Annotated in this window: 18 protein-coding genes; 5 read left to right on the top strand and 13 right to left on the bottom strand. The window is 72.4% G+C overall.

What is annotated here, in order from left to right; all coding sequences use genetic code 11:
• Positions 1-189: 189 nt before the first annotated feature.
• Complete coding sequence (locus FHS37_RS12740) at positions 190-1,113, bottom strand: LLM class F420-dependent oxidoreductase (RefSeq protein ID WP_184820359.1); 924 nt, start codon at positions 1,111-1,113, stop codon at positions 190-192.
• 197 nt (positions 1,114-1,310) lie between these two features.
• Between FHS37_RS12740 and FHS37_RS12735 the strand changes: the two genes are divergently transcribed.
• A complete protein-coding gene (locus FHS37_RS12735) occupies positions 1,311-1,484 on the top strand; it encodes a hypothetical protein (protein WP_184820357.1) in 174 nt (57 codons plus the stop codon).
• A gap of 250 nt (positions 1,485-1,734) precedes the next feature.
• Here FHS37_RS12735 and FHS37_RS12730 read toward each other — a convergent pair whose 3' ends face one another.
• The 4 genes from FHS37_RS12730 to FHS37_RS12715 all read right to left on the bottom strand — a co-directional run bounded on the left by FHS37_RS12730 (position 1,735) and on the right by FHS37_RS12715 (position 4,672).
• Positions 1,735-2,205, bottom strand: a complete 471-nt coding sequence (locus tag FHS37_RS12730; protein ID WP_184820355.1) for a DUF6099 family protein — start codon at positions 2,203-2,205, stop codon at positions 1,735-1,737.
• A 151-nt stretch (positions 2,206-2,356) separates the two neighbouring features.
• Positions 2,357-2,725 (bottom strand): nucleotide pyrophosphohydrolase, encoded by a 369-nt coding sequence (locus FHS37_RS12725; protein WP_184820353.1) that lies wholly within the window; start codon positions 2,723-2,725, stop codon positions 2,357-2,359.
• Positions 2,718-4,088: an ATP-binding protein gene (locus tag FHS37_RS12720; RefSeq protein WP_184820351.1), complete on the bottom strand. Its 1,371-nt coding sequence runs from the start codon at positions 4,086-4,088 to the stop codon at positions 2,718-2,720. The genes FHS37_RS12725 and FHS37_RS12720 overlap by 8 nt, the downstream gene beginning before the upstream one ends.
• Positions 4,089-4,276: 188 nt before the next feature.
• A complete protein-coding gene (locus FHS37_RS12715) occupies positions 4,277-4,672 on the bottom strand; it encodes a cell division protein SepF (protein WP_184820349.1) in 396 nt (131 codons plus the stop codon).
• A gap of 288 nt (positions 4,673-4,960) precedes the next feature.
• Here FHS37_RS12715 and FHS37_RS12710 point away from each other — a divergent pair, with 288 nt between their 5' ends.
• The 3 genes from FHS37_RS12710 (at position 4,961) to FHS37_RS12700 (ending at position 8,038) form a co-directional block, all read left to right on the top strand.
• A complete protein-coding gene (locus tag FHS37_RS12710) occupies positions 4,961-5,416 on the top strand; it encodes a tellurite resistance TerB family protein (protein ID WP_184820347.1) in 456 nt (151 codons plus the stop codon).
• Between the two features lie 259 nt (positions 5,417-5,675).
• Complete coding sequence (locus tag FHS37_RS12705) at positions 5,676-7,022, top strand: hemolysin family protein (RefSeq protein WP_184820345.1); 1,347 nt, start codon at positions 5,676-5,678, stop codon at positions 7,020-7,022.
• A complete protein-coding gene (locus FHS37_RS12700; protein WP_184820343.1) occupies positions 7,019-8,038 on the top strand; it encodes a hemolysin family protein in 1,020 nt (339 codons plus the stop codon). The genes FHS37_RS12705 and FHS37_RS12700 overlap by 4 nt, the downstream gene beginning before the upstream one ends.
• Before the next feature lie 391 nt (positions 8,039-8,429).
• On the opposite strand, the gene FHS37_RS12695 is transcribed toward FHS37_RS12700, so the two are convergent.
• From FHS37_RS12695 to FHS37_RS12680, 4 genes are all read right to left on the bottom strand, one after another.
• Complete coding sequence (locus FHS37_RS12695) at positions 8,430-9,923, bottom strand: glycoside hydrolase family 3 protein (RefSeq protein WP_184820341.1); 1,494 nt, start codon at positions 9,921-9,923, stop codon at positions 8,430-8,432.
• Positions 9,924-9,932: 9 nt separating this feature from the next.
• On the bottom strand, positions 9,933-10,763 hold the full coding sequence (locus FHS37_RS12690) for a carbohydrate ABC transporter permease (RefSeq protein WP_184820339.1): 831 nt from the start codon (positions 10,761-10,763) through the stop codon (positions 9,933-9,935).
• A complete protein-coding gene (locus FHS37_RS12685; RefSeq protein ID WP_184820337.1) occupies positions 10,760-11,746 on the bottom strand; it encodes a carbohydrate ABC transporter permease in 987 nt (328 codons plus the stop codon). The genes FHS37_RS12690 and FHS37_RS12685 overlap by 4 nt, the downstream gene beginning before the upstream one ends.
• A gap of 88 nt (positions 11,747-11,834) precedes the next feature.
• Complete coding sequence (locus FHS37_RS12680) at positions 11,835-13,115, bottom strand: extracellular solute-binding protein (RefSeq protein WP_184820335.1); 1,281 nt, start codon at positions 13,113-13,115, stop codon at positions 11,835-11,837.
• 373 nt (positions 13,116-13,488) lie between these two features.
• Here FHS37_RS12680 and FHS37_RS12675 point away from each other — a divergent pair, with 373 nt between their 5' ends.
• Entirely contained in the window at positions 13,489-14,262 is a 774-nt protein-coding gene (locus FHS37_RS12675; protein ID WP_184820327.1) for a GntR family transcriptional regulator, read from the top strand.
• 473 nt (positions 14,263-14,735) lie between these two features.
• On the opposite strand, the gene FHS37_RS12670 is transcribed toward FHS37_RS12675, so the two are convergent.
• Genes FHS37_RS12670 through FHS37_RS12655 form a run of 4 tightly spaced genes read right to left on the bottom strand, consistent with a single transcriptional unit; the run spans position 14,736 to position 20,200 of the window.
• Positions 14,736-17,117 (bottom strand): beta-xylosidase/alpha-l-arabinosidase, encoded by a 2,382-nt coding sequence (locus FHS37_RS12670; protein WP_184820325.1) that lies wholly within the window; start codon positions 17,115-17,117, stop codon positions 14,736-14,738.
• The gene (locus FHS37_RS12665; protein ID WP_184820323.1) at positions 17,114-17,932 is read right to left on the bottom strand and encodes a carbohydrate ABC transporter permease; all 819 of its coding nucleotides are present in this window, start codon (positions 17,930-17,932) and stop codon (positions 17,114-17,116) included. Before FHS37_RS12665 ends, FHS37_RS12670 begins: the two co-directional genes overlap by 4 nt.
• Positions 17,929-18,885: a carbohydrate ABC transporter permease gene (locus FHS37_RS12660; protein ID WP_184820321.1), complete on the bottom strand. Its 957-nt coding sequence runs from the start codon at positions 18,883-18,885 to the stop codon at positions 17,929-17,931. Before FHS37_RS12660 ends, FHS37_RS12665 begins: the two co-directional genes overlap by 4 nt.
• A gap of 10 nt (positions 18,886-18,895) precedes the next feature.
• Complete coding sequence (locus FHS37_RS12655; RefSeq protein WP_184820319.1) at positions 18,896-20,200, bottom strand: ABC transporter substrate-binding protein; 1,305 nt, start codon at positions 20,198-20,200, stop codon at positions 18,896-18,898.
• Positions 20,201-20,245 lie beyond the last annotated feature (45 nt).

Raw genomic sequence — 20,245 nt, 5'->3', positions numbered from 1 at the left:
TTACACCTCGAGACCCTTCTGAACTGCGCGTACGCGCGGGGATCCGGCGCGCGGTGCCAACGTACCGGGAACGGCGCGGGAGGCCTGCGGAATTATTCGGGCGGGACGGTCCGGGCGCGCGGGCACGGCGAACGGGACCGCCCCGCAGGGGGCGGTCCCGTTGCGGCCGGACGCGTCACGCGGCGGGCGTCACGCCAGCTGGGACTGGACCTGGGAGGAGATCAGCTCCAGGTGGTCGAGGTCGTCCAGGTCGAGGAGCTGGAGGTAGATCCGGCCGGCGCCGATCTCGGCGTAGCGGCCGATCTTGTCGACGATCTCGGCCGGGGAGCCCGCCAGGCCGTTGGCCTTGAGCTCGTCGACCTCGCGGCCGATCGCGGCGGCGCGGCGGGCGACCTCCTGGTCGTCCTTGCCGGCGCAGACGACGAGGGCGTTGGAGTAGACGAGGTCGCCCGGGTCGCGGCCGGCCTCCCGGGCGGCGGCGCGGACCCGGCCGAACTGGCGCTCGCTGTCCTCGACCGAGGCGAACGGCATGTTGAACTCGTCGGCGTACCGGGCGGCCAGCCGCGGGGTGCGGGTCGCTCCGTGGCCGCCGATGAGCACCGGCACCTTGCGCTGGGCCGGCTTGGGGAGCGCCGGGGACCGCGTGAGGTCGTAGTACGTGCCGTGGAAGTCGAAGGTCTCGCCGACCTCGGTGGCCCACAGCCCGGTGACGATCTCCAGCTGCTCCTCGAGGCGGCCGAACTTCTCCTTCGGGAAGGGGATGCCGTACGCCTTGTGCTCCTCCTCGAACCAGCCCGCGCCCAGGCCCAGCTCGACGCGGCCGCCGGACATCTGGTCGACCTGCGCGACCTGGACGGCGAGCACTCCGGGGAGGCGGAAGGTGCCGGCGGTCATCAGCGTGCCGAGCCGGATGCGCTTGGTCTCGCGGGCGAGGCCGGCGAGGGTGATCCAGGCGTCGGTGGGGCCGGGCAGCCCGTCCACGGAGCCCATCTTGAGGTAGTGGTCGGAGCGGAAGAAGGCGTCGAAGCCGAGGTCCTCGGTGGCCTTGGCGACGGTGAGCAAGGTGTCGTAGGTGGCCCCCTGCTGGGGCTCGGTGAAGATACGGAGATCCATGCGTCCATCCTGCACGCTCGGGGCGGAACGTTTCCGCCCGGCCCTCCGGCGCGCTCCGGTCCGCGGCCGGTGACCGGTCCCGGTGAAGATCGTTGGCCTGGGCGGAGCCGGAACGCCCGGCCCCGTGCCGGCCGGTGTGCGCCGGGGCGTCATTCGTTGTCGGCCTCCTCGGGGGCCACGGGCCGAGGAGGCCGTCGATGTCCGAAGAGAGCGTGCCGCAGCAGGGCGGGGCCGGGCAGCCGGAGGGGCTGGTGCAGCGGATGGAGGAGCTGATGGCGGCGCTGAACGCGGAGCTGTCGGCCCTGGACGCGGAGCTGCAGGCGGCGGGACCGGTGCGGACCGACACCGGGGAGGACGGCGCGGCCCGCTGAACCGGCGGCGCGGCCGGCACTGCGCGAAGACCGCGCGGGTGGGCGGCCGGCGGTGCAGTGACCGTTCGGGGGGTCGGTGCGGGCGGCCGGCCGGTGCGGGCGGCGACGGCGCCGCCCTCGGCCGGTGTGCGGGCGACCGGTACGGGTGACCGTGCGGGCGACGGCGTGCGTCGTCTTCCACCGGGGGTGCGGAGGGGGCCGGTACGGCACCGGGTGGTGGTGCCGGTCACCGGGCGGATGGCCGGTGCGGTCAGCCGGCCTCCCGCTCCGGTACGGCCTGGTCACGGTCGGCCAGTTTGCGGAGCATCTCCAGGACGCGGTCCCGGGACTCGTCCGCCGCGTCGATGGCCTCCATGCACTGCCAGTACGTGGCCTCGTCGTCCGCGGAGCAGGCGAGGCCGACCAGGGCGATGCCGACCTCGCCGAGCAGGCCGCCGAGGTACATCAGGGACTGGCGGGCCTCGCCCAGCTCGGTGAGCTGGGCCGCGCGCAGTTCTCCCGGGCCGAGCTCGGGGGTGTCCAGCACCCCGCAGCCGCGGCCCGCCAGCTCCGTCAACCCCAGCGCCTCGCCCCGCAGTTCCGGTGGACCGGCGACCGCGAGGCGGCTGCCTATCGCCTGCGCGAGGGCCTGCGCCTGCCACACCTCGGCCAGCAGCTCCGCCGCGCCGCCGCCCGCGGCCAGGGCCCGCCTGCTCGTCACGATGAGCCGCACAGCGTCCATGCGCTGCCCCCGCCTTCTCCCGATCGAACCCCTCTGTTCACTACCCAGAGTGAGGGAGCGTGAGACAAAAAGCCAGAGGAAGACCGAAATCTGTGGACAACCATGGCCATCCGACCACCCGGCCGACCACGGAGAGTAAAAATGGAGTTCATCACTCCGTCGTCGGCGGGACACCTCCGGGACCGCGGAGCGGGAACCTGCGCTCGTTGCGGTCGATCTTGGCGGCCAGTGCGGTCAGCGGATCGATGCCGAGGACCTCGCACAACTGGAGGAGATAGGCGAGGACGTCGGCGACCTCGTCGGTCACACGGTGCGCGGTGCCGGGGTCGTCCATGACGCGGGCCGACTCCTCGGGCGTCAACCACTGGAAGATCTCCACCAGTTCGGACGCCTCCACGCTGAGCGCGGCGACGAGGTTCTTGGGCGTGTGGTACGGCTGCCAGTTCCGCGCGGCGGCGAACTCGGCGAGACGGCGCTGGAGTCTCGCCACGTCGAGGGGGGCGTCGTCGTGGTCAGTCACGGTTCAGACGTACCACCGTCACCCCGTCCACCCCGGCGGTCCAGGACGCGTCGCTCACCGCGCCGACCAGCCGGATGTGCCCGCGCTCGCACATCCTCGCCGCCAGCCGCAGCAGCTCCGCGCGCTGCCGCGGATCCAGGCCCCGGTCGAGTCCGTCCGCGAGCACCGTGAGGGTCTGGAGCGCGGCGGGGACCTCTCCGGGCGCGTCGACCTCCAGCACACCGGGGCCGGTGAGCAGCACCAGCGCGAGGGCGGTGTAGCGCAGCTCGCCGTCGCCCAGCAGCCGCAGATCCGTCCGGGTGCCGTCGCCCCGGGCGAGCAGGGCGCGGACCAGTCCCGTGCCGTACGGCTCGGCGAGCAGGTCGGCGACCGGTCCGGCGCATCCGGCGCGCACCGCGGCCACGAGGAGCGCGTGCCGACGGCCGCACTCCACGCGGGTGCGCCACAGCACGTCGGCGAGGTTGTCGCAGCCGCCGAGCAGCCGGCCGGTGCCGGTCGGCACGGGGGCGCGCATCCGGTCGGGGCGGGGGTCGCAGGGGAAGACGGAGCGCAGGGCGACCACCATCTGCTCGGCGGCGGCGAGCACCCTGCGCTGTCCGGGCGTCTTGCCGGCGACGCGCAGCGGCAGCAGTGCGGTGCCGAGCCGGTCGTCCGGCAGGGGGGCGCGGGTCACCGGGGTCGTCCCGGCCGTGTGCCAGGCGGCCTGCACGGCGCGGCGCCGGGGGTCGCGCAGTGCGGTCTCCAGCAGGACCTGCCCGTCCGCCGTGAGCCGCTCCCCCACGATCCGCAGCTCGGGTTCGGCCTGTACGGCGACCTCGAGCCGGACGGGGCCCTCGGGGCCGTCGGCGGTGCAGCCGATGCGGAAGCCGCGGCGGCGCTGGGCGTCGGCCCTGGCCCGCTCCGGCACGCAGGCGTCCGGGTCGGGGAACGCCTCGTCGAGTCCGGCCCCGCCGCCGAGCCGGGCGAGGGCCTCGTAGGCGCGCAGGGCGCTGGTCTTGCCGCTGCCGCTGGGGCCGGCGAGCAGGGTGAGCGCCCCGAGGGGGAGCTCGACGCCGCGGTGCCCGGCGAAGGCGGACAGCAGCAGCTCGGTGACGCGCGGCCGGTCGGGGTGGCCCGCGGTGCCGTCGGAGCGGGCGCCCGGCAGGGGCCGCGGGCCACCCCGACCGGCGGGCTCGGCGGACGGCGCGACCGGTGTCGGCGCCGTCTCCCGGCCGGGGAGGGACGGCGCCGCGCCCTGACCGGGGAGGGACGGCGCCGCGTCCCGGTCGGGGAGGGGCGGCGTCGGGCTCGCGCTCGGGGCCGGTGGTGCGGACGACGGGTCCGCGTCCGGGTGGGCCGGGGAAGGCGGGGGTGGCGGGGTCATGTGCGGGACGTTAGGGGGCCGATGCGGGGCGAACCGTTCCGCTCGGCCTGCCTTCCTACGATCGGGCGACGCGTCCTGCCCGAGCGCTCGCGCCCCCGGGCACCCCCCGCGCCTCCCCGCGCGCCGCACGGCGTCCTGACGCCCCATCCTCCGGAAGCCCTCGGAAACCTTCGGAGAGCCCCGGTGGCTCACACCCCGGGAACCCCGATGCCCTCCATCAGACCGGTCACCTCCGTGCCGGCCGGGGTCAGCAGGAACACGTTGCGGTCCACGCGGTGCATTCCGCTCGCCAGCCCGAAGACGACCCCCGTGCTGAAGTCCAGGACCCGCTTGGCGACCTCCGTCTCCGCACCGGTCAGGTCGAGCAGCACCGGTATCCCGGCCATCAGCGTCTCGGCGACGTCACGGGCGTCCGCGAACACGTTCACGCGCAGGACGACGAAGCGGCGGCGCGCCTCGGTCTCGGCCTCGGGCATGGAACGGTGACCCACTGCGGACGGCCAGGCGTCGCGGCCCCGCAGCGGCACGACCTGGGCGAGCCCCTCCCACTGTTCGTCGGTGACATCGTGGCTGTTCACCGGCATGCTCCGTCCTGGGTCGCACTGGCTGTCTGCATCGGGCAATTCTTACCCATGCTCACCCGTTCGGCCCAACAACGACACGGTCCGCCACCCAGGGGCACCGCCTGCCGGGCCCGCACGGCGTGACGCGTGTCCGCGCGGTCCCCGAGGGCCGGGAGCCGCCGCGCCGGGCGGGGCCGGCGGCAGTCCGGGGGCGTCTCGCCGTGCTGCTAAGTTCTACATTGCTGTAGAAGATTCAGGGGCCGCAGTGTGCCGCGAGGCGACCGGCCCCGCCCGATCACGGGAGTGCGCATGGCCCTGTGGGACCGCATCAAGGAGTCCGCGTCGCAGATGCAGACGCAGCTGGAGGCGAGGAAGAACGAGCTGAGGAGCGGCGCGTTCCGCGACGCGAGCATGGCCATGTGCGCCCTGGTCGCCGCCGCCGACGGAGGCGTCGACCCGTCCGAGCGGCAGCGCGTGGCACAGCTCATCGCCGCCAACGACGTGCTGCAGAACTTCCCCGCCGACGACCTGCGCCGCCGCTTCGAGGCGAACCTCGACAAGCTGACCGCCGACTTCGCCTTCGGCAAGGTGAGCGTGCTCCAGGAGATCGGCAAGGCGAAGAAGAAACCGGCCGAGGCGCGGGCCGTCGTCCAGATCGGCATCGTCATCGGCGGCGCGGACGGCCACTTCGACCGGGACGAGCGGGCGGTCGTGCGCGAGGCGTGCTTCGCGCTGGGTCTGTCACCGCACGAGTTCGACCTCTGACCCGGCCTCCGGCTCGGCTCCTGGTTCGGCCTCCGGGCGGTTCCGCCCGCCGGGCAGCACGGACGTCCACCGGACCGGTGCCCGGAGCACCGGTCCGGTGGCGCGGGAACACGGGCCGGGCCACGATCGTTGCACCCGATACCGACCACATGTGAGGAGTCACCTGCTTGTCCGCCAGATCGACGGACCCGCCGGGACACAGTCCCGGACCATCCCGCCACAGCACTGTTGACCGCGGCACCCGGCGGGGTGGTGTTCGATGAGTGCCGCCGAGGCCCTGCTGGGCCTGTTCGCCGTGTTCGTGCTCACCGCCGGCACCGGCTACTTCGTCGCCCAGGAGTTCGCCTACGTCTCCGCCGACCGGCTCGCGCTCGCCCGTGACGCCGAAGCGGGCGACCGGAAGGCCGCGCGCGCCCTGAAGGTGCTGCAGCGGCTGTCGTTCATGCTGTCGGGCGCGCAGCTCGGCATCACCGTCACCGGACTGGTCGTCGGCTTCATCGCCGAGCCCTCGGTGTCCGCGCTGCTCAGGCCCGCGCTGTCGGGCGCCGGCATCCCCGACGCGGCCGTGAGCGGCATCTCCGTGGTGCTGGCCTTCGTCCTCGCCACCGTCGTGCAGATGGTGCTGGGCGAGCTGGCCCCGAAGAACCTCGCGATCGCCGTGCCGGAACGGCTGGCGAAGGCACTGGCCGGCTCCACGCTGGCGTATCTGAAGGTCGTCGGGCCGGTCGTGCGGGTCTTCGACGGCGCGGCGAACAGGCTGCTGCGCCGCGTCGGCATCGAGCCGGTCGAGGAGCTGCACCACGGCGCCACGCTGGAGGAGCTGGGCCACCTGATCGGCGAGTCCCACGAGAGCGGCGCGCTGCCCGAGGACACCGCCGCCCTGCTGGACCACGCGCTGGACTTCTCCGAGCGCACCCTGCGCGAGGTGATGGTGCCGCGCGCGGACGCCGTGTTCGTGCGCAAGGACGCGAGCGCCGACGAGGCGGTCGGCCTCATCGCCGCCCACGGCCACTCGAACTACCCCGTGCTCGGCGACCACCCCGACGACGTCGCGGGGGTGCTGGGCGTGCGCGAGCTGATGGCGCTGCCCGCCGGCCGGTTCTCCGGCTCCACCGCGGGTGCGGTGGCCCGCCGGCCCCTGCTGCTGCCGGACACGCTCCCGCTGCCCGACGCGGTGGCGCGGATGCGCGAGCAGGACGACGAGTTCGCCGTCGTCCTGGACGAGCACGGCGGCGTGGCCGGCGTCGTCACCTACGAGGACATCGCCGAGGAACTGGTCGGCGACATCGCCGACGAGTCCGACGAGGTCGTCGAGGCGGCGGTCGCGGACGGCGACGGCTGGCTGGTGGACGCCGGCCGCCGGCTGGACGAGGTGGCCGAGGCGACCGGCGTCCACCTGCCCGAGGAGGACGACTACGACACGGTGGCCGGACTGATCGTGGACCGGCTGGGCCGCTTCCCCGCCATCGGGGACCGGGTCACCGTCGAGCTGCCCACGGGTGGCGGCGCGGTGATCGACGTGCGCACGCTCGACCGGCACGTGGCCGAGCGGGTGCGGATCACCCCCCTGGTGGAGGAGCGGACGAAGGCGGAGGGGTCCTCATGAGTTTCCCGACGGCTCTCTTCGTGACCGTGCTGCTGCTGGTCGGCAGCGGGTTCTTCGTGGCGGCCGAGTTCGCGCTGGTCGCCGCCAAGCGGCACCGCATGGAGAAGGCGGCGGCCGAGGGACGGCGCGGCGCCGGAGCGGCTCTGGCGGGGATGCGCGAGCTGTCGCTCATGCTCGCCGGCGCCCAGCTGGGCATCACGGTCTGCACGCTGGGCCTGGGCTCGGTGTCCAAGCCCGCGATCTCCCACGAACTCGACCCGCTGCTGCACGAGCTGGGACTGCCCGGCGCGCTCAGCTACGGCGTGGCGTTCGCCGTCGCGATGATCGTGGTGGTGTTCCTGCACATGGTGGTCGGCGAGATGGCGCCCAAGTCGTGGGCCATCGCCCACCCGGAGCGCTCGGCGATGCTGCTGTCGCCGCCCTTCCGGGCCGTGGTGAAGGCCGTACGGCCGCTGATCCGGCTGCTCAACGCGATGAGCAACGGACTCGTACGGCTGTGCCGGGTCACCCCGCGCGACGAGCTGGCCTCGGTCCACAACCGCGAACAGCTCACCCACCTGGTGACGGAGTCCGAGCGGCTCGGCCTGATCAGCGCGACCGACTCGCAGCTGCTCACGCGTTCGCTGACCGAGCCCGAGACACCGGTGCGGGAGCTGCAGGTCCCCGCCGCCGAGATCACCTCGGTCGACGGCGGCGCCGGCCTCGACGAGCTGCTGCGGGTGGCCTCCGCGCACGACCGCACACGGCTCCTCGTCCGCGAGGGCACTGCGGTCCTCGGCGCGGTGCACGCCCGTGACGCCCTGGTCGCCCGGGCCCGCGGCCGGGCCACGCGCGCCCGCGAGCTGGCCCGGCCGGTGCCGGAGCTGACGGACGGCACGACGGTCGCCGACGCGATCGACGCGTTGCGCCGCCGCCGGACCACCCTGGCCGTGGTCCGCGACGACGCGGGCCGGCTGACGGGCATGGTCGCGCTGGACGACCTGCTGGCCCGGCTGATGCAGCCGGCCGCGGGCTGAGCCTTGAACGGCCGCCCGTGCGACGGGCGGCCGTTCACCGCGTCCGCGTCGCCCCCTCCGGCGGGGGCCGGGTGCCCCGGGAGCCCCGGCCGACGATGCGCGCACGGGGATCCGGTCCTCGCCCCGGGACGCAGGAGGACCGGGAGGAGCGGCTGCGGGCTGCACGGGGCGGGGCGGGCGAGGGCGGACGGCCGCCGGGAGGCGGCGTACGCGAGCCGGAGCACGGCGACGGGTCCCCGACGAGCTGCGGGGCGCCCCGGACGCGGCCCCGGCGGCCCGCACCGGGAAGTTCGTCGCGGGGTTCGCCGGGGAGAGGACGCCCCGCCCCGGACGGCACACGGACGGGCCGGAGCGGTCCGGGCGCGGGCCCCGGACCGCTCCGGCCGCGGTGTCAGCCCGCGACGACCGCCTCCGCGGCCGCCACGCCGCAGACCCGGGCCGCGCCGTGGGTGGCGATGTGCAGGGCGCCGCGCGGGGAGGACTGCGGTACGCCCATCTCCACGACCACGGTGTCCGGGTCGGCGGCGAGCAGGGTGTCCAGGGCCGTGCGCATCCACGGATGCCGGTGCTCGTCCCGGACCACGGCGACGACGCGCCGGCCGTCGGCCGCCTTCAGCGCCTCCTCACCGGCGTCGGGGCCGGTGAAGAAGCCGGTGGTGGTGCCCGGCAGCAGCCGTTCCAGCTCCGCGCCGACGCCCCAGGGCGTCTCGTCGCCCACGGCGATGTTCGCACCCGGGTTGAACGTGGCCACGTGGACCGGTCCGGTGGGCGGGGCGGCGGGCCGGGTGCGGGTGACGGTCACCGCGCGGCGGGCCGCCGTGAGGCCGATCTCCGGATCGGACGCGGCCGCCGGGGCCGGGGACCGCCGTGCCCTCGTGGTCCAGTCGGCCAGGGCGCGGACCCGGGCGGCGGCGTCCGCCAGCCTCTCCTCGGGCAGTTCGCCGGAGCGGACGGCCGCGACGAGCGTGTCCTGGAGGCGCTGCACGATGCCCTCGTCGCACAGGCCGCCGCCCACGCAGATCGCGTCCGCTCCGGCCGCGAGGGCGAGGACGCTGCCGCGTTCGATGCCGTAGGTGCCGGCGATGGCGTTCATCTCCATGCCGTCGGTGACGATCAGGCCGTCGTAGCCCAGTTCGCCGCGGAGCAGCTCGGTCAGGATGCGCCGGGACAACGTTGCCGGGTGGTCCGGGTCCAGGGCCGGGACCAGGATGTGGGCGCTCATCACCGCGCGGGTTCCGGCGGCGATCGCCGCGCGGAACGGGGCCAGGTCCCGCTCGCTCAGCAGGGCCGCGTCCGCGTCGATGCGGGGCAGCGCGAGGTGGGAGTCGACGGCCGTGTCCCCGTGTCCGGGGAAGTGCTTGGTGCAGGCCACCACGCCCGCCGACTGCAGGCCGGTGACGTAGGCGGCGGTGTGCCGGGCGGCCAGGGCGGGGTCGGCGCCGAAGGACCGGACGCCGATCACCGGGTTGTCGGGGTTGGCGTTCACGTCGGCCGAGGGGGCCCAGTTGAAGTCGACCCCGCAGGCGGCGAGGCGGCGGCCCAGTTCGGCGGCCACCTCCCGGGTGAGCGCCACGTCGTCCACCGTGCCGAGGGCGTGGTTGCCGGGGAAGGAGGAACCGGTGCGCACCTCCAGGCGGGTGACGTCGCCGCTCTCCTCGTCGATGGCGACCAGCACGTCGTCGCGCTCGGCGCGCAGCCGGGCGGTCAGTGCGGTGAGTTGCTCGGGCGTGGCGATGTTGCGGCCGAACAGGCCGACCGAGGCGAGGCCCTCGCCGAGGCGGCGGAGCAGCCAGTCGGGGGCGGTGGTGCCGGCGAAGCCGGGCTGGAGGACGGTGAGGGCGTCCCGGGTCAGGGTGTCGGTCGTACCACTGGCGAGTGCGGTCATCAGGTGGCGTTATCCCTTCACGGCGCCCGCGGTGAGGCCGCTGACGGCCTTGCGCTGCAGGAAGACGAAGAGGATCAGGATCGGGATGGCGAACAGGGACGAGGCGGCCATGGTCGCGCCCCAGTCGTCGCCGAAGACGGTCTGGAAGCTGGACAGCCACAGGGGCAGGGTCTGTGCCTCGGCCTCCTTGTTGAGCACCAGCACGAGCGGGAACTCGTTCCAGGCGGTGATGAAGCCGAACATCGAGGTGGACATCAGGCCCGGCGCGAGCAGCGGCAGGACGACGCGGCGGAACGCGGTGAGGCGGCTGCAGCCGTCGACCATCGCCGCCTCCTCCAGCTCCTTGGGCACGGCGGCGACGAAGCCGCGCAGCGTCAGGATGGTGAAGGGCAGGATCATCATCATGTAGAAGGCCGTGAGCGGCACCAGGCTGTTCAGCATCGAGGCGTCCCGCACGATCATGTAGATCGCGATGACCATGACCTCCCAGGGCGCCATCTGGGCGAGCATGAAGCCGACGACGAAGCCGCGCCGCCCCTTGAACCGCATCCGCACCAGGGTGAAGGACGTGACCAGGGCGATGATCAGCGAGAAGACGACCGCGAGGACGGTGACGACCAGCGAGTTGCGGACGAGCGTCCAGAAGTTCTCGACGCCGGTCGCGGTCCTGAAGTGCTCGAAGGTGACGTCGGTCGGGAACCAGACCGGGGTCTCCGAGATGATGTCGCCGGTCGGCTTGAAGGCCGTGGCGAACATCCAGTAGACGGGGAAGACGAAGCCGATGAACAGGACGACGGCCGTGATGTTGGGCCAGAGCCTGGCAAAGAGCGAGCGCTTCACAGCTCGTCCTCCTCTTGCTTGAGCACGATCCTGAGGTAGTAGGCGGTCAGGCCGAGCAGGATCAGGATGGTCAGGACGGCGATCGCCGCGCCCATGCCGTAGTGCTGGTTGCCGACGCCCTCGACGTAGGCGTAGACCGGCAGGATCTCGGTGAGCCGGTCGGGGCCGCCGCCGTTGAAGGTGAAGACCTGGACGAACGCCTTGAAGACCCAGATGATCTCCAGGAAGGTCGTCGCGTAGAGGAACGGCCGCAGGAACGGCACGGTGACCGTGGTGAAGCTCCGCCAGGCGCCGGCGCCGTCGAGGGACGCGGCCTCGTAGAGCTCCTTCGGGATGGTGGTGGTCGCCGCGTAGAGGTTGATCGCGACGAACGGGATGGACATCCACACGATCAGCAGGGTGACGACGAAGAACGTCGACATCTGGCTGCTGGTCCAGCTGTAGTCGGCCATGGAGTGCCAGCCGAGCTTGTCCAGGACCCAGTTGACGACGCCGAAGCGCTGGGCGAACAGCCACTGGTAGACGGTGGTGGCGGCCACGACGGGCATGGCCCAGGCCAGCACCAGGCCGATCAGCAGGGTGAGCCGCATCCGCTTGCCGAGACGGGCGAGCAGCAGGCCGGTCAGCGTGCCCAGGACCATGATCAGGACGACGTTGGCCGCCGTGAACAGGATCGAGCGGAGGGTGACCCGCCAGAAGTCCTCGCCGGTGAGGACCTCCTTGTAGTTGTCGACGCCGTTCCACTCGGTGACGTGCTGGATCAGCTGCGCCATGTTGAGGTTCTGGAAGGACAGCAGCAGGTCCTTCAGCAGCGGCCAGCCCAGCAGCAGCACGGTGGCCGCGCAGGCGGGCAGCAGCAACAGGTACGGGGCGAGCGCGCCGGCGCGCGACGCGGCTCGCGGTGTCGGCCTGCCGGGTCCTGTGTCGTCCGCCTTGCGGACGTCCGCCGGGCCGGAGGGCGGCCGTTCGGTCTGCACGGTCATGCTCGCGCTCTCTCTTCTCGACGTACTCGACGCCGGGGCGGGGGCCGGCGAGTGGCCGGCCCCCGCCCCCATCCGTGCGCTCGCGCGCCTACTGCTGCTGCGCCAGGCGCTTGTTGAGCTCGCCCTCGACCTGCTCGGCGGCCTCGGCCGGGGACTTTCCGTTCAGGACGGCGGTCAGGTACGTCTTGATCGGGTTGGGGTCGTTCTCCACCGCGGCCCACTCGGGGATCAGCGGCGTGGTGCCGCCGACGGCGGCGGCCGGCGCGGCGGCCTCGGCGGGGGCGTTGCCCTCGAGGTTGCTCTGCAGCGACTCCTTGTTCGGGATGACGCCGTTGGCCTTGGCCAGCGCGCCCTCGAACTTGTCGGACAGCGCGATCTTCAGGAACTCCTTGGCGAGGTCCTGCTTCTTGCTGCCCGCGGCGACGGCGAGGTTGGAGCCGCCGAGGAAGACGCCCTCGGGCTTGTCGGCGGTCTCGCCCGGGATGGTGAAGTAGCCGAGGTCCTTCTCGATCTTCGGGTTGGCCTTGATCGCGGTGGCGGCTTCCCAGCCCATGCCGATGAACGCGCCGACGTTGCCCTTGGCGAAGACCTCGCCCTGCTGCGGGGTGGCCTCGTCCTTGTCCTTGGGCGCCTCGGACAGGGCCTGGAACTTCTTGTAGGTCTCCGTGGCGGCGACGACCTTCGGGTCGTCGAGGTTGGAGACGTACTTGTCGCCGTCCTTCTTGACCAGCTCGCCGCCCTCGCCGATCACCAGGCCGACGAAGTGGTACCAGTTCTGGCCCGGCAGGTAGATCGGCTCGGCGTCGGTCTTCTCACCGATCGTCTTGAGCGCGTCGTAGAACTCGTCGCGGGTCTTCGGGGTGTCCTTCAGCCCCGCGTCCGCCCAGACCTTCTTGTTGTAGACGACGACGCGGTTGACGACGTACCACGGTGCCGCGTACTGCTTGCCCTCGAAGACGGACGACTCGTTCATGGACTCGGCCCAGTCCTGGCCGATCTCGGCCTTGAGGTCGCCCAGGTCCGCGAGGCCGCCGGTCTTGGCGTAGGCCGGGGTCTGGGTGTTGCCGATCTCGAAGACGTCCGGCGGGTTCTCCTCGGACAGCGCGGTGGTCAGCTTCTGCTGGATGCCGTTCCACTTCTGGATCTCGAACTCGACCTTCGCCTTGGTCTTCGCCTCGAACTCCTTGGCGAGGTCCGCCTGCCAGTCGTCGGGCGACGAGCCGTCCATCACCCACACGGTGAGCGTCTCGCCGGCGTACCCGTCCGCGCCGGTCTTCTTGCCCCCGTCACCGCCGTCGTCGCCGCCGCACGCAGCGACGGAGAACAACGTGCCCGCGACACCGATCGCGGCTATCAGCTTGCGCTTCACGCGCCACCCCTCCTCAGGAATTGCCTTGCACACCCACGCCCTCGGCGGTGACCCTCACAAACGGCGCAACAGCTCGGCGGGCTGGGACCCGGCTTCCCCTAAATGGTTTAGACCAGCAAGGGGAGCTTGGCCTAGACCTATGGCCCTGTCAAGGGTCGTACCACCCCTCGCGGGTAACGACTCCGACACCCCACCGAGAGCCTCGAACTCCGCCCAAACCCATACGCGTCGACATTTGGACTAGACCAAAAAGAGGACGCGCGGTTATAACGGGTTCGCCGAGCGTGCGGCGCCGAACCCGGCGGTCCGCCGACGTGCACCGCGGCCGGCCCCTGCCGTCCGCGCGCCGGACACCGCAGCCGGAAGGCAGGTCATGAGCACGGACGTCAGCAGCGCCGAGGCCGCGTCGGGGGCGCCCGGCCTCACCGGTCGCACCGGCCGCGTTCCGAAGTACTACGGCATCAAGCAGCGCCTCCTGCGGATGACCGAGGCGCGCCCGCCGGGCTCGCCGATGCCGGCCGAGCGCCTCCTCGCCGTCGAGTTCCGCACCTCGCGCACCACCGTCCGCAAGGCCATGCAGGAACTCGTCAGCGAGGGCCGGCTGGACCGCATCCAGGGCAAGGGCACCTTCGTCGCGCGCCCGAAGGTGTACCGGACGCTCCAGCTCACCTCGTACACCGAGGACATGCGGGCCCAGGGCCTCAGCCCCGCCTCGCGGATCCTGGAGATCGGGTACGTCGCCGCCGACGAGGAACTGGCGGCCCTGCTCGAAGTGGGGCGCGGCGACCGGGTGCTGCGCATCGAGCGGCTGCGGCTGGCCGGCGGCGAGCCCATGGCCATCGAGACGACCCACCTGTCCGCACGGCGCTTCCCCGGCCTGCGCCGCAACCTGGCCCGCCACACCTCGCTCTACACGGCGCTCGCCGAGGTGTACGGCGTGCGCCCGGCGGAGGCCGACGAGACCATCGAGACCTCCCCGGCCACACCGCGGGAGGCCGGGCTGCTGGCCACCGACGTGGGTCTGCCGATGCTGCTGCTGTCCCGCCACTCCCGGGACGAGACGGGGACGCCGGTCGAATGGGTCCGCTCGGTGTACCGCGGCTCGCGCTACCGGTTCACGGCGGTCCTGACGCGCCCGGTGCCCTGACCTGGGCGGCGGCGCCCCGGCGGGACCGGCCGCGCCCCGGGGCCGGCCGGCCCGGACCGGTCGTCTCCGGCGGGCGCGGTCTCCCGCCCGGGGACGGACCGGTGGGCGCGAGGGCGGACCTGGTCACGACGACCGGCGCCCGGGCGGTCCGGGGCGGGGGACACGCCCGCCCGTTCCGCCCGACCCGCGAGGGCAGCCCGCTCGGAGACGGTGACGGCCCGGCCGGCCCGCGCCCGGAACCGTCGAGCAGGTCGCGGGTGACGCCGGGGACGACGGTGCGGTTCCCCGTAGGCCGGGGGCGGTCGGCGGAGTCCAGCGGTCCGGGCACCGCCGGCTCCGGGGCCGGGAGCCGCTGTTCGAGGTGCACGCCCCAGGCTCACGGGGACACCCGGTGACGCTCCCGGAACACCCCCGAACAGCGGTGTCCCCGGGGGAAGTTCCCCCGGGGACACCGCTCGTGCGCTGCCGACGGCTCAGGCGTCGGCAGCGGGCTCCTGGACGAAGCCGGCGTGCAGGCGCCGCGTGTGGTCCACGTGGCGCTGCGGGCCGGTCAGGGTGACCGTCGCCGTCAGGCGCGGGTCGGTGCTGGACGCGGCGAGCCGCAGCTCCAGCTCACCCGGCTCGACGACGCGGCGGCCGTCGCGGCCGGTGAAGGAGGCGAGGTCGGCCGGGACCGTGACGCGCACCCGGCGTGCCTCACCGGGGGCCAGCGGCACCCGCGTGTAGCCGACGAGGCGCTGCACCGGCTGGACGACGGAGGCGACCGGGTCGTGCAGGTAGAGCTGGACGACCTCGGTGCCGTGCCGTTCACCGGTGTTGCGGACGGTCAGCGCCAGCGAGAACTCGCCGTCGGTGGACGCCTCCCGCGCGTCCACCACGAGGTCGCTCCAGGCGAACGTGGTGTACGTGAGGCCGTGGCCGAAGCCGAAGGCGGGCGTCGGGTCGATGTTGGACACCTCGCTGGCGTGCGCGAGCCGCGCGCCGAGGTAGGTGGTCGGCTGGGCGCCCGGTCCGCGCGGCACGCTCACCGGCAGCCGGCCGGAGGGGGCGGTCCGCCCGCTGAGCACCCCGGCGAGGGCGGCGGTGCCCTTGACGCCGGGGAAGAAGGACTGCACGATCGCGGCGGACTCCGCCACGGCGCGGCCGAGGGCGTAGGGCCGGCCCGCGAGCAGCACCGTCACCACCGGCGTCCCCGCGTCGAGCAGGGCGTCGAGGAGCTGCTGCTGGGCGCCGGGCAGGGCCAGCGACTCGGCGTCGCAGCCCTCGCCGCTGGTGCCGCGGCCGAACAGGCCCGCGCGGTCGCCGAGGACGGCGATGACGACGTCCGCCCCGCGGGCCGCGTCCACCGCCTCGGCGACGCCGGAGAGGTCGCCGTCGTCGACGCCGGTGCCGCGGGCCACCGTGATGTCCGCGTCGGGGAACTCGGCGGTCAGGGTGTCGCGCAGGGTGGGCAGGTCGATGCCGACCGGGACGTCTGGGTGCTGCACGCCCACGTGCTGGGGGAAGGAGTAGCAGCCCAGGACGGCCGTGGCCTCGGTCGCGTTGGGGCCGACCAGGGCGATGCGGCGGGGGCGGGCGAGCGGCAGGGTGCCGTCGTTGGTGAGCAGGACGACCGCCTTCTCGGCGACCTCGCGGGCCAGTTCCCGGTTCTCGGGGCGGTCCAGGTCGATCTTGCCGCGCAGGGCCTCGGGGTCGTCGAGGTCGGCGCCGTCGAGTGCGGGCGGCACCGGGCTCCAGTCCGGGTCGAGCAGGCCGAGCATCGCCTTCTGGCCGAGGACGCGGCGCAGGGCGCGGTCGATGACCGACTCCGGTACCCGGCCCTCGGCGACGGCCTCGGCGAGCGGTGCGCCGAACGTCTTGACGGTGGGCAGCTCGACGTCGACGCCCGCCGTGAGCGCGGCGCCCGCGGCGTCCGCCCAGTCACCCGCGACGCCGTGCAGGGTCTTGAGGAAGGCGATGCCGAAGTAGTCGGCGACGACGGTGCCGTCGAAGCCCCAGGTGTCCCGGAGCAGTCCGGTCAGCAGGCTCTCGTCGGCGGCGGCGGGGACGCCGTCGGTGTCGGTGTAGGAGTGCATCACGGAGCGGGCGCCGCCCTCGCGGATCGCCATCTCGAACGGCGGCAGCAGGACGTCGGCCCGTTCGCGGGCGCCCATGGGCGAGGGGGCGAGGTTGCGTCCGGCACGGGAGGCCGAGTAGCCGACGAAGTGCTTGAGGGTGGCGACGATCCCGGCGGACTCCAGGCCCTGGACGTACGCGGTGCCGATCGTTCCGACGAGGTAGGGGTCCTCGCCGATGGTCTCCTCGACCCGGCCCCAGCGGGCGTCGCGGACCACGTCGAGGACGGGTGCGAGGCCCTGGTGGACGCCGACGGACCGCATGTCGCGGCCGATGGCGGCGGCCATCCGGCGCACCACGTCGGGGTCGAAGGTGGCGCCCCAGGACAGCGGGACGGGGTAGGCGGTGGCGCCCCAGGCGGCGAAGCCGGCCAGGCACTCCTCGTGCGCGACGGCGGGGATGCCGAAGCGGTTCGCCGAGGTGATGCGGGACTGGGTGCGCAGCAGGGAGAGCGCACCGAGCGCCGGGTCGACGGGTGCGGTGCCGAAGGGGCGGGTCAGCTGGCCCAGCCCGCTCGGCAGGAGCGCGTCGAGGTCGACCGCCTCCTCCATGTCGTGCTGGTGCGGGGCCACTTCGCCGCCGTTGGCGGACGCGCCGACCCACACGCCGTACAGCTGGGCGATCTTCTCCTGAAGGGTCATCGCGCCGATCAGCGCGTCGACTCTGGCGGCGACGGGGTGGGCGGGGTCGTTCCAGAGGGGGATCTCGGGGGTGGTCTCTACGGCCACGTCGGCAGTCACTTTCCTCCGACACCCATCAGGCCCTGGACCAGGGCGCGACGGGCGAACAGGTAGACGAGCAGGATGGGCACCATGGACAGCACCACGGCTCCCAGCAGACCGGGGATGTCGATGCCGTGTTCGGTCTGGAAGTTGTACAGGCCCAGGGTGACCACCTTGGTGGAGTCGGACTGGGTCAGGACGAGCGGGAACAGGAAGCCGTTCCAGGCCTGGAGCGCGGAGAAGACCACGATCGTGGACAGTCCGCCCCGGGACAGCGGCAGCACGAGCTGGAAGAACATGCGCCGCGGGGTGGCTCCGTCCATGGCCATGGCCTCGTACAGCTCCGGGGAGATGTCGCGCATCGCGCCGCTGAGGATCAGCGCCGACATCGGCAGGCAGAACGCGGCCGTGGGCAGGATGACGCCGAGCAGGTTGTCGTACAGCCCGGCCTCGCTGATCAGGTAGAACATCGGCACGATGACGGCCTGGGCCGGGATGGCGAGGCCGAGCAGGAACAGCCGGAAGATCGCCGACGTGGCCCTGGAGCGGCTGCGCACGATCGCGTAGGCGAGCGGCGGGACCAGCAGCAGCACGATGCCGATCACGCAGGCGGTGACGACGAGGGTGTTGAGGAAGTACTGGCCGAAGCCGGAGTCGAAGGCGCCGGTGTAGTTGTCCAGGGTGAAGCTGTCCGGGATCGAGACCGGGCCGTTCTCGGCGTAGTCCTGGCGGGTGCGCAGGGTGGCGGCGAGCAGCACGTACAGCGGCAGGCCGACCACGAAGAGCCAGAGGAGCGATCCGGCGCCGGCCACGTAGTTCGGTCGGCGCCTCATGACACACCCTCCATGGAGCTGCGCATCTTGTCGTATCCGGAGACCCGGACGACGATCAGCGAGATGATCGTGGCCGCGACGACCAGGACCAGGGCGATGGCGGAGCCGGTGCCGTAGTCGAAGCTCTTGAAGGCCTTGTCGTACATGTAGTAGGCGCTGATGGTGGTGTCGGTGCCGGGGCCGCCCTGGGTCAGGATGAGGACGGTCTCGAAGGTGGTCAGGCCGCCGACGATCATCAGGATCATCGAGGTGATCATCGAGTTGCGCAGCTGCGGCAGGGTGATGTGGAAGAACTGCCGGTAGCGGCCCGCGCCGTCGATCTCCGCCGCCTGGTACAGCACCTGCGGGATCGCACGGGCGGCACCCTGGTAGATCAGGGTGTGGAACGGGGTGAACTGCCAGGTGCTCACGAACGCCAGGACCCCGATGGCGGTGGCCTGTTCACCGAACAGGTTGCCGTCGCCGAACAGCCAGGCGGCGTCGGCCGGGATGCCGAAGTTCGGGTCGAGCAGCGCCCGCCACAGCACGGAGACGGCCGTCGCGGACAGCAGCAGCGGAATGAAGTAGATGACGGACAGCACGGCCCGGTTGCGCTGGTGGCCGGCGGCCCAGACACCGAGCACGATGCTCAGCGGCGTCTGGATGACCACGCCGAGCACGGTCAGCAGCAGGGTCAGCCAGATGCTCTTGACCATCACCGGGTCGTCCATCAGGCGCGACCAGTTGTCCATGCCGACGAACTGGGGCGAGCTGAGCCCGTCCCAGGTCATGAAGGACAGCACCGCGACCATGATCAGCGGGGTGATGGCGAAGAGGATGAAGAACACTGCGGCGGGCAGCGCCCAGGCGAAGCCGGGGCGGCCCACCGTCGTTGCGGACGAGGCGGGCGGCCGCCGCCGGGACTCCTTGCGGGGTCCGGCGGCGGGCCGTGCGCTCGTGATCTGTGTGGTCATGAGCCGTTCGTCACTCGGTCGGGAGGGCCTGCATGGCCTTGATGAAGCCGTCCGTGTCGAGCTGTCCGTTGAAGAACTGCTGGATGGCCTTGTGCATGTCCGAGCTCGCCTTCTGCGGGTACGCCTGGTCCCAGGAGAGCTGGAACGACGGTGCGTCGGCGACCAGGTCGTACTGGAAGCGCGAGTACTCGGGGTTGCCCGCGGTCTCGATGAACTTGTCGGTGTTGGTCGTGGTCGGCAGGTTGCCGACCTCCAGCTGCGCCTTGACGAACTCGTCGGAGTACATGAGCTTCAGGAACTCGGCGACGGCCTCGGGGTGCTTGGTCTTCTTCATCACCGAGTAGTAGTTGTTGGTGTTGCCGGCGATGTTGGCCGGGTCGCCCTTGCCGCCCTCGACGGTCGGGAAGGTGGAGTAGCCGAGGTCCTTCTCGGCGAACTCCGGGTGGTCCGTCAGCTGCTGGGAGTAGTACCAGGAGCCCATCAGCTCGAAGCCCGCCTTGCCGGAGGCCACCAGCTGGACCGAGCCGCCGTTGGTGTACTTGACGGAGTCGTAGTTCTTGCCGAAGGCACCGGCGTCGACGAGCTCCCTGATCATGTTCAGGGCCTTCTTGCTGTCCGGGCTCTCCCAGGCGCTCTTGTCGCCCTCGACGGCCTTCGCGAACAGCTCCGGGCCCGCGATGCGGTCGTAGAGGTACTGGAACCACATCTGCGTCGGCCAGACGTCGCCGCCGCCGAGCGCGATCGGCGTGACGCCGGCGTCCTTGAGCTTCCCGACCGCGTCCAGCAGTTCGTCCCAGGTCTTCGGCGGCTTGACGCCCGCCTCGTCGAGGACCTTCTTGTTGTGGAAGAGCAGGACCGGCTGGGTGCCGCGCATCGGGATGCCGTACGGCTTGCCGTCGACGACGGCGTTGTTGAAGACGGACGGCAGGAACTTGTCCTCCAGGTCCGGGTTCTTCTTGATGAAGTCGTCGAGCGGCATCAGCAGGTCGGCCTTGACGAACGGCTTGATGCTGCCGCCGCCCCAGTTGAAGAAGACGTCCGGGGCCTGCGGGGTGTTGATGATCGTCTGCAGCTTCTTCTGGTAGTCCGCACCGGGGATGGTGTCGAGGACGACCTTGACGTCGGACGTCTTGTTGAACGTGTCGACGATCTGCTTCTCGACCTTGTTGGTGGCGTCCCCGTAGACCAGGACATGGATCTTGCCGTCGTCCGCCGACGCCCCGCCGTTACCGTCGCCACAGGCCGAGAGGGTCAGTGCGAGGGCGAGCGTCGCACCGGAGGCGACCAGTCTGGGCAAGCGCGCACGTGTCTTCATCGTTCGCCTTTCGAAAGTTTCGACACCATTGCCGAAAGTCCATGC

The sequence above is a fragment of the Streptomyces griseomycini genome (assembly GCF_014203535.1).
GTDB classification, from domain to species: Bacteria; Actinomycetota; Actinomycetes; order Streptomycetales; family Streptomycetaceae; genus Streptomyces; species Streptomyces griseomycini.
This window is presented reverse-complemented; position numbering and strand designations above follow the sequence as displayed.

Bases quoted from the DNA above. Each gene is read 5' to 3' on its own strand.
- FHS37_RS12730 (WP_184820355.1), bottom strand. From the start codon at position 2,205: ATGGACGCTGTGCGGCTCATCGTGACGAGCAGGCGGGCCCTGGCCGCG.
- FHS37_RS12735 (WP_184820357.1), top strand. From the start codon at position 1,311: ATGTCCGAAGAGAGCGTGCCGCAGCAGGGCGGGGCCGGGCAGCCGGAG.
- FHS37_RS12700 (WP_184820343.1), top strand. From the start codon at position 7,019: ATGAGTTTCCCGACGGCTCTCTTCGTGACCGTGCTGCTGCTGGTCGGC.
- FHS37_RS12695 (WP_184820341.1), bottom strand. From the start codon at position 9,923: ATGACCGCACTCGCCAGTGGTACGACCGACACCCTGACCCGGGACGCC.
- FHS37_RS12660 (WP_184820321.1), bottom strand. From the start codon at position 18,885: ATGACCACACAGATCACGAGCGCACGGCCCGCCGCCGGACCCCGCAAG.
- FHS37_RS12655 (WP_184820319.1), bottom strand. From the start codon at position 20,200: ATGAAGACACGTGCGCGCTTGCCCAGACTGGTCGCCTCCGGTGCGACG.
- FHS37_RS12665 (WP_184820323.1), bottom strand. From the start codon at position 17,932: ATGAGGCGCCGACCGAACTACGTGGCCGGCGCCGGATCGCTCCTCTGG.
- FHS37_RS12675 (WP_184820327.1), top strand. From the start codon at position 13,489: ATGAGCACGGACGTCAGCAGCGCCGAGGCCGCGTCGGGGGCGCCCGGC.
- FHS37_RS12715 (WP_184820349.1), bottom strand. From the start codon at position 4,672: ATGCCGGTGAACAGCCACGATGTCACCGACGAACAGTGGGAGGGGCTC.
- FHS37_RS12710 (WP_184820347.1), top strand. From the start codon at position 4,961: ATGGCCCTGTGGGACCGCATCAAGGAGTCCGCGTCGCAGATGCAGACG.
- FHS37_RS12740 (WP_184820359.1), bottom strand. From the start codon at position 1,113: ATGGATCTCCGTATCTTCACCGAGCCCCAGCAGGGGGCCACCTACGAC.
- FHS37_RS12720 (WP_184820351.1), bottom strand. From the start codon at position 4,088: ATGACCCCGCCACCCCCGCCTTCCCCGGCCCACCCGGACGCGGACCCG.
- FHS37_RS12705 (WP_184820345.1), top strand. From the start codon at position 5,676: ATGAGTGCCGCCGAGGCCCTGCTGGGCCTGTTCGCCGTGTTCGTGCTC.
- FHS37_RS12685 (WP_184820337.1), bottom strand. From the start codon at position 11,746: ATGACCGTGCAGACCGAACGGCCGCCCTCCGGCCCGGCGGACGTCCGC.